This is a genomic window from Armatimonas sp. (genome assembly GCF_031410135.1).
GTDB lineage: Bacteria > Armatimonadota > Armatimonadia > Armatimonadales > Armatimonadaceae > Armatimonas.
In genome coordinates this window covers 1-14684 of sequence record NZ_JANNYP010000236.1, presented here as the reverse complement: position 1 = coordinate 14684, position 14684 = coordinate 1, and the positions used below count along the sequence as shown (strand labels likewise).

Below are 14684 nucleotides of genomic sequence, written 5' to 3'. Positions count from 1 at the left end.
TTCTCCACCAGAGCGATAGACTTCTGAAACGACGCGAGTGCCTCCTGAGGCTTTGCCAGAGCAAGCTGTGCCTGCCCCAATGTGTCCCAGGTAATTTGCTCACTGCTAGGACTGCGAAGCTCCTGGTGCACCGGAAGTGCCTGCTGACACAGTGCAATCGCCTTGGAGTACTGCTTCAAAAAAAGCGCACTCGCTCCCAGGTTACTTAGTGCATCCGCCTCCCCCGAGGCATCACCCAGCTGCTGGTAGAGGGTCTTTGCCCGCTCGTAGGCCTGCTGGGCTTTGTCGAACTTTCCCCAGGAGTTGTAGAGAATCCCCAGCCCGTTCCAAGCGTCGGCCTCACCCGCACGGTCTTTGATCTCCTGGTAGAGAGCGAGGGCTTTCTCAAAGTGCTCTCGTGCCAGCTCGGGCTTGTCCTGCATGGCGTAGACCTGCCCGAGATTGCTCAGTGCGGCTGCCTCGCCGCGCCTGTCGCCTGAGGCACGACGAAGGGTGAGTACTTCCTGGTAGAGCGCCAGCGCCTTGCTCGGCTGGGAGAGGGCGGCGTAGACACTGGCGATCCCGGCGCACGTCGTGGCCGCGACGGCTTTATTTTCGAGTGGCTCCTGAAGCGTGAGGGCTTTTTGGTAGAGCTGGAGCGCCGGGATATACTCCCCGACCGCTTTACGGCAGACTCCAATATTGTAGAGTGCGCTCGCCTCACTGGCTGGGTCTTTGAGGCTCTGGCGGATTGCGAGGGCTTTTTCGTACTGCTGGCGTGCGGCGGAAAACTGCCCCGTGAGCCGGTAGATCGTCCCTATATTGCTGAGCGTGTTGGCCTCACTGCGTTTGTTGCCACTGACCTGGTGGAGCGGCAGTGCCTGCTCGTAGTGCTCACGCGCCTTGGTGTACTCCCCAGTGGTACCGTAGACATTGCCGATATTGGTAAGTGCATCGGCCTCCCGGAGCCGATCTCCGAGCTCCCGCCGGATCGCCAGGGCACGGTTTAAGAACCCCAGGGCTTCGTCGGGCTTTCCCAAAAAACGTGCGAGGCTTCCTAGGTCGTTGAGCGCATTGCCCTCGCCTGCGCGGTCTTTGGCTTGCTGGAAGAGCGCGAGGGCTTGCTGGGCGTAGCCTTGGGCTTTTGGGTACTGCCGCAGGGTCAAAAAAAGCCCCCCGAGGCTATAAAGAGCCCGTGCCTGCGTCCGCACGTTCTGGTTCTTCTGCGCCAGCGCGAGGGCCTCCTCAAAGAGCCGCTGCGCTGCCTCCCACTGGCTGGCACGGACGGCGGCATCGCCCTGCTTGATCTTCTCTTCTTCTTCGCTCATTTTTTAGTCTTCAGTGCCTCCAGAAGCTCTTGGGTGTAGGAAGCGTAGGGCGACTCCAGCTCGGTAAAGAGCGCGAGAGCTTCCTCGTAGAGAGCGCAGGCAGACTCAAGGCTGCCCAGGGCTTCGGCGGCTTCGCCTTCATTATTGAGGGCCTTTGCCAAAAGATCAAGATCGCCGCTACGACGTGCGGCAGAGCTGGCTCGCTGGTAGTGCTGCGCAGATAAGCGAAAATCCTCCCAGAGATAGGCCACGTAGCCCGCATTGTTCTCCACGCGTGCGATCCCACGCAGGTTGTTGTGCTGCTCGTAGAGACGCCGTGCACGGGCAAAGTGGCCGTGTGCTTGCAGTGGATCGCGGGTGAGGTCTTCTCCCACGATCAGTCCGAGGTTGTTATGAACAAAGGCGGCATCGGTGCTCGCGTGCGCTTCAAAAAAGGCGAGGGCCTCCGTGAAGTAGCGCTGAGCCACCTCTTTCTCACCCTGGTAGAGGGCGACTTGCCCCAGGAGGTTCTGTGCCCGCGCGATTCCGACCAAGTCTTGCAGAGTCTGCGCAAGAGCTAGCGACTCTGTGGCTGTCGCGAGTGCTTGCTCCCCTTCCTGAAGGTCCAGACAGAGCCCTGCCCACTCGCCCAGTGCCTCGACGCGCTGAGAGCCTTCTAGCTTGGGGAGCACGAGAGAGAGTGGCTGCTGGGCCGCTCGTGCAAAGCCGCGCCGCGTGAGCAGCCCCGCCAGAGCCAAGGCGCACTCGCCGCGCAGCTCCGCAGGTAGGCTCCCATTGTCCACCACAGCCTGCAGGTTGCGCTGCTCCCGCTCCAGCTGAGCCAGTGCCTCCGCCTCAGTAGAAGTGCGAAATTGTTGCCGAACTTGCTTGGCCCAAGTGGCAAAGTGCTGTGCATGTGCGCGTGTGGTTTGCTCTTCCAGTGCTCCCTGCTCCTTAAGACGCTCCTTGGCGTACTCCCCGACGGTCTCCAGAAAGCGATAGCGTACCCGCTGGCTGCGTGGTTCAGTCTCCGCCTGAAGGAGCGAGTGGCGGCGCAGGGCATGAAGGTTCTCCAGAACATCAACCTCAGGAGCTTCGCAGATGGTTTCGGCATCGTCGAGATAGAAGCCCCCCGCAAAGACCGAGAGCTGGGCAAAGACACTCTGCTCTTGAGCGCTAAGGAGTGCGCATGACGAGTCTAAAGCAGCCCGAAGCGTGCGCTGGCGGGGCAAGAGATCGTGCGCCGTGCTCTGGAGTAGCCGAAAACGCTCTTTGAGCCGCTGGAGTAGCTCGCGCGGCGTGAGCGTGGCGACTCGTGCAGCGGCGAGCTCTACCGCCAGGGGGATTCCCTCCAGCCGCTCACAGAGTGCTTGGAGATCACGTGCGTTCTCCGCAGTCGCGGTAAACGCTGCGTGCTTGCTCTTGCCTAAGGCCACAAAAAGCTCCGTGGACTCTTCACGTGAGAGAGGGGAGACTTCTACGACGGTCTCGGCCTGCAAGTCCAGTGCCCGGCGCGCCGTGACTAGTATCTTGAGCTCCGAAAGCGCCGTGAGGAGTGCGTGAGCAAGCTCGGGAGCCTCGTGGCACTGCTCGGCACTATCGAGCACCAGCAAGACGCGCTTGCCCCGAAGCGCGGCCACAAGCTGTTTCTGAAGCGTCGCAGCCGAGGGCGCGGCGATGCCCAGCACCGCCGCCAGCCGGTAGAGCAGTGCCTCACTCTCGGTTGCTCCCTCTAAGTTCACCCAGAGCACGCCGTCGGGGAAGTGCGGGCGCAGGCGAGCCGCGACTTCGCAGGCGATCCGTGTCTTGCCAATTCCGCCCATTCCGAGAAGCGTGACGAGACGGCGTTTCTCTTGGGTAAGCGCGTGCGCACAGGTATCCAAGTACGCCGTGCGCCCGACAAAGGCGCTCAGCGGCTCGGGCAGGTTGTCCCACACAACTCTCTGCGGCTCCGAAAGCGCGGCATAGAGTGCCTGCGTCTGGGCGTCTGGGCTCCCGAGCCGCGCGCCTAAGAGAAGCGAGCGTAGCTCCTGGTAGCACTGCACAGCGTGCGCAAGATTGCCAAGGCGCTGGTGGCACTGCATCAGCCCCCGCACCACGCTCTCTCGCAGGGGATCGAGGCTCCGGGCACGCTCCAGCAGAGCGAGTGCCTCACTTGGGGGGAGTTGTGTTGCCGCCCTCTCGAGCGCCAGCAAGTAGCCCTGCTCGCGCTGCGCCCGCTCCGCCTCCAGCCAGGGCACCTCGCCCGTGGTGAGAAGCGCTCCCCCGTAGCGTGCCACCGCCTCGCTCCAACACTGCGCCGCCAGCGCCGCATCAAAGGCAAGCACATCACACTCCGCCTCTTGCAGATTCAGCGAGAGCGTCAGCTTGCTGGGCGACTCCAGCCGCCAAGACTCACTCCCCAGTGCGACCCGCAGATCGGTGAGGTTCCGCCGTAGGTTATAGAGCCCCTGCTCGTGGTCACTCTCCGGCCAGAGAGTTCCAGCCAGCCAGAGCCGCTCGACAGGCTGCCCAGCCCGTAGTGCCAGAAGCGTTAGCAGGCTCTCCCCCGTACGCGAGCGCAGACGTGGCGCGGGAGTTCCGTCCACCTCCAGCAAAAACGCTCCCAGTAGCCGAAGTCGTAGCACAGTGCCTAACTTCAATTTTCTCAAGGTAAATTCCTGCCCTTTCGGCAACGGAACCGGCAACGGTAGTGTGAGAAAGTAAGCCTATGAGCATCTATCCACAAAATACAAAGCCTCACGGCTTGCTAAGATTCCTGGCTACTTATCTGGCATTTTTACTTGTCCTCCCGCTCCTGACAGGATGTGGTGGGGCAGGAGCAGGGAAGCCAGCACCCGTTATCGTCGTTGTGGGAGACAGAACGGTCTTAGATGTCGTCACAGAGCTTCGGCGAGCGAAGCTTAACGTGAGCGAAGACAAGGCTCAGATGGCATCGGCGGCACTGATTGTTATGGCACAAGATAGCACAAACGGAGCAATGCCACAGCATCGTGAACTTGTTCAAGAGATCTCAAAATCAGGAAACCGTAATATTTTATGGATTATGACCAATGCTGTGAATTTGGAAGATCCTGAAATACTAGCACTCGAAGATAGCGAAGCCAGAGATCTTCTCTACAAATATAATCTTCCGGGAAATGCGACAAAATTTGCCATTGATTATGAGTCGTTTTTTGTTGATCCTAAACTATCCTATCTGAAAGGATGGGAATCCATAACTAAATACATTAAAGAGGTTAATTTATGAAAAAGTATATTGCAGGTCTTGTTCTGGCAGTCTCCATTGGCAGCGTTTCTCATGCGTCTCTTCCACAAGATGCGCCTCCCAAGGGCGAGGAAGTAGAGTACTGTCGTCCAGGTGATAATCACAAACACTCCTACAAGCTTCGTTACTACGCGGCAGTCTCGGGCAATCCTGCCAAGCGTCCTCTGGTTGTCCTAGCCCCTGGTGCGAATCCTGACAAGGTGATTGATCATAACGATCCACTCGCCACCGCGATTGCACAAAAGCTTGCGATGAAAGGCTTCAATGTTGCCGTCGTTCACTATCGCAAGTTTGGCGATGGCGTTGTGGCAAATGACTATGCCAAGGCGAAAGAGTGGGGGCCAGAAGACATTCGCCATGCCATGCTGTACTTGCAACTCATGAATGGCCAAAAGCTTAATGTTGATACGAAATTTGTTCAGGGGAAAGGAATTACAGCCTCGGGCGGATTTCCAGTGGGATTTACCAACTTCATCTTAGGTGGTCTCTCCTTTGGGGGCTACCTCACTTCCTCTATGATCCATAAAGGCGACCTGATGTACGCGGACCGACGCGATCCACGTCTGATAGGGGCTTTCTTTTGCTCGACGTGGGTGGATCCAGGAGCGCTTTCGGGCTACATGGCCAATACGAAGATACCCGTCGCAATCGTTCATAATACCAAGGATGGAATACCTATTGGCAACAATGGTACCTGGGCTGCGGGTGGGCAAGCGATCTCGGAAGAGCTACTCAAGCGAGGATTCACTGTCAAGAGCACTTTTATCACGACTCCTTGCTTCGATAATCATGTCCCTAGAGTGGACAAGGACTCAGTGGCGGTTGTGGATGAGTATGTCAATGCTGTCGTGAGTAATATCCTTGCGCTTGGACTTTAGTTATTGAATTAAGATGAATCTTAGGAGCCTTCGTCATGAAAAATAGCGTTCTCTTTATGAGTATGTCAGCTCTCTGTCTGCCAATCGTCATCTCTGTTCCTGCTCATGCGCAGGGAGGACTTCAGGTCTTGGAGCAAATCTGGGATCCCGTTCGAAACGACCTCAGGAGCGTCCCCGCTTTTCGCGATAGTAACTACCTCAATGCCATTGCAAACGATGCCTGGGATAAAGCGCGACCTGATATTGAGACGCAGCTTATTGCGCTTCTGGGAAAAGGTAAGCTGCTAGCAGGGCAGACGGCTTATAATATCGAGCTCAACCTGGCAAAAGATGGCACCGTGATTGCTGCCTCAGATGGGGGGCGTCGCTTGGCTTTTACCCTCTCGCTCAAGAACAACGGAGCGACGTTTAAAACAACACAGCCCACGGCCCTAGGAAGCTATGCGGATCCGAAGTTTGGAGTGACCTTTGATCTTGAGGCAGAGGTGGTGCTCTCGATCCCTGCGGATCTGAGCAATATCACCGTTGTCTCTGAGCAGTGTGTGGTACGAACCGTCAATGGCAAGCTGACATCCCAGAACGTAGTGGCTGATCTGATCCAGTTTGCCAGCAGTGTGAGCGACTTCTTCGGAGGGCCAGACTTTTGGCGGCAGGTGGAGGAGCAGCTCAACCGAGAGAGAAAAATCGGGGCCTACGTGGCGCAAGCACTGCCGCCTCTCAACCAAGCTCTGGCAAACCTGCGTACAAAGGGTTACCAACTCCTGCAAAATGCTCGCTCGTTGATGGCCTCCGAGCAGCCTCGTCCCACGCTTGTTGCCTCGGCGGGGAAGGCCACTCTACTCCGACGTGATGACAGTCCGTTTGTGACGTTGCGGGTCTATAAAACCGACTACGGCGTTCCTACGGTGGGAATGGGAATCGTGCGGGGGGTGATCCGCTGGGATAAGTCGCTGGGTAAGCCGCAGGTGCGCGATGTCTATCTGCGGACATCCGAGGGAGCGTCGCTCCGCAGCCTTGCACAGGCATCGAAGGCCACGGTTTTTCTCCGTCCCTCCCCCTTCGTTTTTAGCGCTCAGGTACAGAACGGCCCCTCCACCGGCCTTACGGGCGGTTCCATGAAGAGCTTGACGCGGCCTGTCTATGGAGAGATTGTTGAGGTGGGAGATGCCTATGAACTGAACTACGAGGTCTTTGACCTCCCCAATGACTTCCCTCTGCAGCTCGTTTCTATTAGCCTCAGCAATAAAGTGGACTGGGTGGCGATCAACCCACAGCCACTTCCCCCTAAGATCGCGATTTTCAGTCGCGAGGGATGGGATGGCACGGTGCGTATCCTCAAACCTCTACGTCGTCGTTTTCAGACAGAGCAAAGCCCAGGCTGTGGGGGGCTTCTCCCACAAAACGCGCAGATCAAACCCCGTATACAGCGGACTCCAGCACCACGCGAGATCGGCAATCTTCCAACTCTCAAGATCCCCGTACGCCATGACCCACAGGCCAGGAGTGTTGTGGAGAAGCTGGACTTCCGCATGACGGTCTCGACAACACCGATCCTAAAGTAGAGAAAAGATGTCACGACAGCAAGCACAGCTCACCATAGCTCTTTCTCCGACCGGGGCAGCGATCAGCCCCCTGATTTATGGGGTCAACAACGAGCACGATCCCGCACGGCTGAAGCTGCTCGGAGCTACGGTTAATCGCCTCGGGGGGACGCCTTGGAGTGCGCTCAATGGGCCGATCCGTGCCACCAACTCGGGCAACGACTACTACTTCCATAACTACGACTCGATTGGGGGCATCCCGAACGACCCTGCTGGTTTTCACCAGAGAACTAGTGGGGTGGGGGGAACCACGATGCTTACCATGCCCCTTCTCGATAAAGTTGCCAAGGACACAAAGAGCTACGCTTACTCCGTGCGCAAGTACGGGCAACAGAAAGATGTTTTAGAAGGGGATGCTGGCAATGGAGTAAAACCCGATGGGAGCTTGATCGCCACCAACGACCCTGCCGATGCCTACACAGCCAATACTCCGGCACTCCAAGAAACCTGGCTGAGGAGCTTGCCTGGTAGTATTCCCCTCTTTGGTCTCGATAATGAACCGATGCTCTGGCATAACAGCCACCGGGCGGCTCACCCCGAAGGCGCACGTATGCAGGAAGTGATCGCTGCGACCAAGACCTACGCCACTAAAGTGCGGAGTGTCTTGCCGAATGCTGCGATTCTCGGACCCGAGGAGTGGAACTACGAGGGATGCTTTACCTCAGGCTACGATGCCAAGCGCGCCAAGAGTCTGAGCTATAACCCTGCCAGCTATCCTGATCGCAAGGCCAATGGGGGGCAGGACTGGATTCCAGTTTATGTGAGAGCGCTTAAAGAGCATACGGATCAGACCGGTCAGCGGCTGATTGACTATCTCAGCGTTCATTTCTATCCGCACAATGCGACCGGTCAGACATTATTAGAGGATAAGAGCGACACTCCAGCGATACAGGCGCTTCGGCTCCGGGCAACGCGCTCACTCTGGGATCCAAGCTATGTGAGTGAGGACTACATTAAAGATTTTGGGCCTCCTAACAACACGATTCGACTGATCCCCAGATTGAAGCAGTGGGCGGCGGTCTTTCCTGGCACCAAGACGGCTCTTACAGAGTACAGCTTTGGTCCTGATAACCTGCTGGTCTCCGCACTGGCGCAAGTGGAAGCCCTAGGAATCTTCGGACGCGAAGGGTTGGATCTGGCCTGTCGCTGGCCCTCTCCCAACCCCAGTAGCCCCGTGGGACTCGCGTTTCGTCTCTTCCGCAACTACGATGAGAAGGGAGGGCAGTTTGGGACGCTGGTGCAGAGTACTAGCCTCAGTGGAAGCTCGGCGGATACACTTTCTGCCTTTGCTGCTCTTGATGAAAAGCGAACGGCTTTAACTCTGATTTTGGTGAATAAATCGCTGACACAGAGTCTGTCTCTTAAGATAGATACTCTTCAAGGAGATACCGCTTTTCGCTCTACTTTGTTTGTCCGCTCTCCCTTTACTCTGGCAGCGATGGCCTACCGTTTGGAGGGAGCAGGAACGAGCGCCGCACAGCTTACGCGCCTGCCTGACCCCGCCGTGGTGCAGAACACCAGCCTCTCGCTTTCCCTACCCGCCCAGAGCGCCACTCTCCTGATCGTCTATCCCAAGGCGCGTCGCATTCCTAAAAACTCTTAGAAAAGAAAGAATCAAGTAGTGATGATCTCTTATAACCGTACTTTATATTATCTTCTCCTCCTCCTGATGATGAGTGGCTGTGGCGGAGGAGGGGGAGTAAATGTGGCGGAGCGCCCGGCTCCTGATACGGGCATCCTGGTCTTCGTTCGGGATGGCAACCGCCTGATGACCATCCGCCCAGATGGAACGCAGGAGCAGGAGATCCCACTCACCAACGCACCCAGTCGGCTCTTTGATCCCGTCTGGAACACCAAGAGGACGCAGATTGCCTTCTCCGGTGGCCCCGATAGCTTTGAGACGGAGCTCTATCTGGTAAACCGGCGCGGCGGAGAGCCTCAGCGCCTCACCAACCATCCTAGCTACGATGGCACGCCGTGCTGGGACGTCGAAGGAGAGAGCCTCTCCTGGGTAACAAGCAAGGGGAACCGAGGACGACAGGAGGTTGGCGAGGAGGTTTGGTTGTTGCCGCTCATACAAGGGGCTGTCCAGCAGCTCACCAGCGACGCGATTATCGCCCAGACACCGACCCGGTCGCCTAAGAACGAGCTTGTCTACACCAACCACAAGGGCGAGCTGCGCCTCTGGAATGGAAATAACACCTCGCGAGCACTTGGTGCAAATGGGAATCAGGCTGCCTGGTCACCTGATGGCACCCGGATCGCCTTTATCCAAAACGGGGATGTTTGGACGATGCGCATCAGCGACGGTACGGTTGCCCAGGTGACCAACACCCCCGCCCAGGAAGAGGCAACGCCCTCCTGGTCGCCCGACAGCACTCAGCTCAGCTTCGCTGCCAAAGGCAATCTCTACCTTGTCGTTGCCATGGGAGGAACACCTCAAGTGCTCCTCTCCACAGGCCGTGATAGCTTCCCCAACTGGACACGTAAGTAGAAACTACTTTCATGGAAGACAACATCCTGCCTTTTCGGCAACGGAACCGGCAACGGTGGTGTGAGAAAGTAAGCCTATGAGAACCTATCCACAAAGTACAAAGCCTCATGGCTTGCCCTCCCGCTCCTTACAGGACAGGGTCTGGTGAGACAGGAACAATGCAAAGTTTCCCTATATAAAAGGATGGGCTTCTATTGTCAACTACATTGAAGATACAAATAAATGAATAAATATATAATAGAAGTCACACTTATACTCTCTGCTTGTGATTTCTCACATGTCTCTCTTCTGCAAGATGCGCCGCCCAAGGGTGCAGATTCCCCATTCTGAGATAGCGAATTGTTTTTAGGAGAAAAAATGCGTAAATTATTTGTTGTTGCTCTTGCCTTTTGGCTGGTGGCAGGTAGTGCACAAGCACAGACGAGAGTGGACATTGGTTACTACAACCGAGGCCTGGGAAGCTTTAAAACGGATCCTTTTACTGGAGCAGATGGCTTTGTAGATACTGGCAATATCGAGGCAGGCTACTTGAGTGCCAGTGATGCATCAGGGCGAAGTGGAAACGCGATTATCGTCACTCCTATTGCGGACCCTGTGGTTCGCTTTAACGAGTACGATATGACGAATCTGACCACAAACTCTTATACCTCTGTCACGTTTCATACTCCACAGTATCCTGATGGCCACGCTTTCCGCTCTCAGCTCGGGTTCGTCGAGGTCTCTTCTCCGCTAGGGGTGCGTGGACGGGTACACGACGACGGTCCCTTTGTTGTGGCATACTCGGGATTTTTAGGGGTCTACGATGGAGAAGATGTTAATTTTGTCGGGTCTTCTGTCTATAGCACCCTGCACTTTTATCAACTTGATCCTCTGGCGGGAATCCCGACTTTGGATCCAGGCGAGCGGGGTATTTTTGACTTCTATGTGGCGTATCCGGCCACACAGGGCACAACAAGCTTCTACATGGATGTTGTGCCTAGCATCAGCAATAATGGCAGTGATCCGAATGAGTCTGGCTATCGCTTTAACCCTAATAGCAACCCTGGTGGTGGGATCGTGGCTCTTGGAGGAGGGGGGAGTGCTCCTGAGCCAGGGACACTCGCACTGGGAGCCTTAGGAGTTGCCACACTGGCTGGGCTAGGTCTGCGGCGTAGGCGATAGAGATGGCAGGGGCGGCGCTACGCTACTTTTTCTTCACAGACATTGAGGGAAGCACACCGCTCTGGGAGCGCTTCCCAACGGCGATGCAAGGCGCACTGGCCCGCCACGACACACTTCTCCATCAAGCAATTCAGAGTCAGGGAGGTGAGGTCTTTAAGACGGTGGGGGATGCATTCTTCGCCGTCTTTACCTCACCCGAGACCGCCCTACACGCGGCGGTCGCGGCGCAACATGCCCTGACTCAGGAAAGCTGGGGAGAGATTGGAACTCTAAAAGTACGTATGGCTCTCTATGGAGGAGAGGTCGAGGAGCGTGGCGGCGACTACTTTGGGATGCCACTCAATCGCGTGGCCCGGCTCCTAGATGCTGGGCATGGGGGGCAGATCCTGGTGCCTGCCTCCCTCCAGGAAAAGCTAAGCGATGCCCCGGTGAGCTGGCTGGATCGTGGCTTCCAGCGCCTGCGGGGAATCTCCGAGCCCGAGCACATCTTCCAGGTTGTGGCCCAGGGGCTTCCTGAGGTGTTTCCTCCTCTGCGCACCGAGTCGGCGCACCGCCACAACCTTCCCTCCGAGATCACCTCGTTTGTGGGGCGACGGGGAGATGTGCTGGCACTGCGGCGCTTGCTGGTGGACCAGAAGGCCCGCCTGGTCACGGTCACCGGGCTGGGCGGGGGAGGGAAGTCGCGCCTGGCGCTCCACATCGCCAGCGACCTGCTCTGGCGCTATCCTGAGGGAATCTGGTATGTGGATGTTGTTTCTCTTTCTCGCCCTGAGGAGTTTGCCACCACACTTCTACACGCCTGTGGTCTCACCGAAGATCCTGGCAAGACGACTCTTCAGCAGCTCAGTGCACACTTTCGAAGCGCGGCAACGCTGATTTTGATAGATGGAGCGGAGCGCTTTGAGGAGCTGGCCGATGAGATCGCGCTTTTGCTCAAGAGCACCGAGCAGCTTCAGGTGCTGGCGACATCGCGGAGCCTGCTGTATCTGAGTATGGAGCACGAGTACCCGCTCAGCCCGCTCAGCCAGGCCGAGTCGTTGGAGCTTTTTGTGGAACGCACCCGCCAGGCGCGGCCCGATTTTGCCTGCACAGCGGAGAACCAGGCGACCCTGGAGGCGCTCTGTGATCAGCTTGAAGGCACGCCTCTGGCGGTGGAACTTGCCGCCGCCCAGACGCGCTCGCTTACTCTGAGCGAGATTCAGAGCGCTCTGCAAGAGCGCTTCACCGTTCTCTCCAGCCGGATGCGCGACCTCCACCCCCGCCACCGCTCTCTGCGTGCGACGATTGACTGGAGCTACCAGACCCTCAGCGACGACGAGCGACGGCTCTTCCAGGGAATCTCTTGCTTCACCGGAAGCTTCAGCATCGAGGCGGCCCAGAAGGTCTGTGGGATTCTCTGCACTCCCGCAGGCATCCCCGATCTCCTGATCGCGCTTCGAGACAAGAGCCTGCTACGCCTGGAGCTGGAGAGTGGGCGCTACCTGCTCCAGGAGAGCGGGCGCTACCTGCTCCAGGAGAGCCTGCGAGCCTTTGGTGCTGAGGCACTGGAGCAAGAGGGCATAGACCAGCAGGCACTGCTACGCGCACGCCACGGCACCTACTTTCAGGAGCTGGTCACCCGGCAGGCTCCCGAGCTACGCGGCACCCAGCAGCGTGAGGCGCTCACCACACTGGAGCACGATGCCGCCAATATCCGTGAGGCCCAGGAGCACTTTCTGATTCAAGGGCGCTTGCAAGAGGCTGCACGGATTGCGATTGGCCTGGGGCGCTTCTGGGAGATTCGTGGCTGGCTTCGCGAAGGGCGCGAGCGGCTTCAGCGCCTTCTTCAGCAGCAAACTCTCGCCGATCCGCTCACCCGCGCCGAGCTCTTGCTGACAGCAGGACGCCTTGCCTGGAACAGCGCCAGTGCCGACCAGGCCGTCCGGCACCTGGAGCGCTGCATCGCCCTCTGCCAGGAGTTGGGAGCCGTCGCCGCCCAGCCCGAGCGAACGGCCCGCACGGTTCTGGGGATGATCGCCTACAGCCGGGGCGAGCTCGCCGCCGCCGACACCCACTATGAGGCGGCTCTGGCAATTCCATTGGAGGGCGATGCGGCAGGGACGGCGGCGCTTCAGGCAAACCTGGGGATCAATGCGCTGGCACGTGGCGCATTTGCCCGTGCTCTCTCCCTTTTTGAAGAGACCCTTGCTTTCCGTCAGGCCATCGGAGACACCGTGCGCGAGGCCCACGCCTGGAACTGTATCGGTGCTGCCGCCGCCGGGCTGGAGCGCCTGGTGCAAGCCGCCGCTGCCTTCTCGCAGAGCCAGACGCTCTACCAATCGCTGGGAGACCCCGTCCATGCCGCCCATGCCCGGCTCAACCGGGGCGATATTGCTCTGCGCCAGGGAGACCCAGAGCATGCTTTGCAGTTCTATGATGCTGCCCTTGCGCCCCTGCGTGAAACCGAAGACTGGCGTGGAATCGTCGTTTGCTATCTAGGACAGGCCAAGGCCGCTCTTGCTCAGGAGCGGCTCTCCCCGGCGGCGAGCGCTCTACATGAGGCTCTACGCCTCAGTCACCACTACCGCTACCAGGAAAATCTCGCTAGTGCCCTGGAGCTGACGGCACTGCTGGCACAAGAGCAAGGAGATACCCCCTTCGGCGAGCGGGTAGGGCGAGCTGCCAATACCTTGCGTGAGCAGCTTCAGTCAGACACCGCGCCCCCCACAGAATCAGCAGACGCCCCGATTATCGCAGAAGTGCTCGCCTGGCTTGAGCAGAACCAGGTTTAGATTTATTTCTGCCGCTCCTGCCAGGCTTTCTGGTAGCGAGCGGCTTTTTCGTTCTGGGCGTTCCAGCGCGGCTCGTCTTTACTCTCGGCAAGGGTGAGGAGTCCCAGCGCGACGGCCTTGAGGACTTTGGCGGTGTTGGGGTAGTCCACTTTCTCCCAGTGATCCCCGACCCCGTGGTAGTCGGGGTAGACATACGCCACGCAGAGTGTGTGGGCAGGAACGCCTAAGTCCGCGAGAGCCTGGTTGTCCGAGCGGCCAAAGAACGCGTCGCTGTTTTGGGGGTGCTTGCTGATAGCCACGCCCACCGCCTTGCCCGCCGCCGCAAAGATTGGGCCGATGTCCGAAAAGTCAAAGCCTGTCATCGAGGCAGCGCTTACCCGTGGGCCTTCTTTATCGTCGGTGCGGCCAATCTGCTCCAAGTTGATGTGCGCGATGGTCTTCTCTAGTGGGAAAACGGGGTTCTTGCCGTAGTGCCGCGAGCCCAGCAGACCGCGCTCCTCGCCGAAGAACGTCATGAAGACAATGCTGCGCTTGGGGCGCTTCTTCAGCGTGCTCAGCGCCTGCGCCAGCTCGATCACCCCCACCGTGCCACTGCCATCGTCGTTGGCCCCGTTGAAGATCTTGTCGTCGCCGGGTAGGTTGGGGTTGGTTCCGATATGGTCGTAGTGCGCTGTGACGATAATATAGCTGTCCTTGAGTGTCTCGTCCGAGCCGCGTAGCACCCCGATGACGTTAGAGACCGGCTTCTCTTCGTCGGAGCCACGCCCCTTCATCATCGTGGTCTGGAAGTAGCTACTGCCCGTCTCTGTTTTCACGCCCGGCTCCAGGCCCGCCTTGCGAAACTGCGAGGCGATAAACTCGGCAGCGATCGTCAGCCCCGGTGAGGGCGTGGCGCGGCCCTCCAGTGCATCGGAGGCCAGAAACGAGAGGTTGCCCTTGAGGGAGTCGGGCGAGATCCGCTCTAGAGCGGCGCGTCGGTCGGTGCTCAGCTCCGGCTTCCAACTTTGTACCGTGGGCTTCTGTGGCAAGGCTACAAAAAAGAGAAAGGGGAAAATGGGGCTCATCTTCCTATTGTACCTAGGCTGGGCTATGGGTTTTATCACGTTGATAACTCCTTCATTTGAAGGCGTAACCAACATCGCTGACATTCCTGATTATGTCCACGAAGCATAATCAAGAAACGCTCCACCAAATCATCCTCGATACCCGCATGAACACCACAAGA

10 protein-coding genes are annotated in these 14684 nt (G+C 58.0%); 7 read left to right on the top strand and 3 right to left on the bottom strand.

The features are described 5' to 3' along the window. Both RMO15_RS08460 and RMO15_RS08455 read right to left on the bottom strand, forming a co-directional pair. A partial coding sequence (locus RMO15_RS08460) for a tetratricopeptide repeat protein (protein ID WP_309710561.1) occupies positions 1-1307 on the bottom strand: 1307 nt, incomplete at its 3' end. After that, a complete protein-coding gene (locus tag RMO15_RS08455; RefSeq protein WP_309710559.1) occupies positions 1304-3913 on the bottom strand; it encodes an NB-ARC domain-containing protein in 2610 nt (869 codons plus the stop codon). The genes RMO15_RS08460 and RMO15_RS08455, both read right to left, overlap by 4 nt. 83 nt (positions 3914-3996) lie before the next feature. Between RMO15_RS08455 and RMO15_RS08450 the strand changes: the two genes are divergently transcribed. The 7 genes from RMO15_RS08450 to RMO15_RS08420 all read left to right on the top strand — a co-directional run bounded on the left by RMO15_RS08450 (position 3997) and on the right by RMO15_RS08420 (position 13459). Continuing rightward, a complete protein-coding gene (locus RMO15_RS08450; RefSeq protein ID WP_309710556.1) occupies positions 3997-4536 on the top strand; it encodes a hypothetical protein in 540 nt (179 codons plus the stop codon). Then, on the top strand, positions 4533-5432 hold the full coding sequence (locus RMO15_RS08445; RefSeq protein WP_309710553.1) for a hypothetical protein: 900 nt from the start codon (positions 4533-4535) through the stop codon (positions 5430-5432). Before RMO15_RS08450 ends, RMO15_RS08445 begins: the two co-directional genes overlap by 4 nt. A 35-nt stretch (positions 5433-5467) precedes the next feature. Next, the gene (locus tag RMO15_RS08440; RefSeq protein WP_309710550.1) at positions 5468-6994 is read left to right on the top strand and encodes a hypothetical protein; all 1527 of its coding nucleotides are present in this window, start codon (positions 5468-5470) and stop codon (positions 6992-6994) included. Between the two features lie 7 nt (positions 6995-7001). Beyond that, positions 7002-8636 (top strand): glycoside hydrolase family 44 protein, encoded by a 1635-nt coding sequence (locus RMO15_RS08435; protein ID WP_309710548.1) that lies wholly within the window; start codon positions 7002-7004, stop codon positions 8634-8636. A gap of 18 nt (positions 8637-8654) precedes the next feature. Continuing rightward, entirely contained in the window at positions 8655-9527 is an 873-nt protein-coding gene (locus RMO15_RS08430) for a hypothetical protein (protein WP_309710546.1), read from the top strand. A 357-nt stretch (positions 9528-9884) separates the two neighbouring features. Continuing rightward, the gene (locus RMO15_RS08425) at positions 9885-10688 is read left to right on the top strand and encodes a PEP-CTERM sorting domain-containing protein (RefSeq protein WP_309710544.1); all 804 of its coding nucleotides are present in this window, start codon (positions 9885-9887) and stop codon (positions 10686-10688) included. Between the two features lie 2 nt (positions 10689-10690). Then, positions 10691-13459, top strand: coding sequence for a tetratricopeptide repeat protein (locus RMO15_RS08420; protein ID WP_309710543.1), 2769 nt, complete (start codon positions 10691-10693; stop codon positions 13457-13459). A gap of 2 nt (positions 13460-13461) precedes the next feature. On the opposite strand, the gene RMO15_RS08415 is transcribed toward RMO15_RS08420, so the two are convergent. Further along, a complete protein-coding gene (locus RMO15_RS08415) occupies positions 13462-14523 on the bottom strand; it encodes a M28 family peptidase (protein WP_309710541.1) in 1062 nt (353 codons plus the stop codon). Positions 14524-14684: the final 161 nt, after the last annotated feature.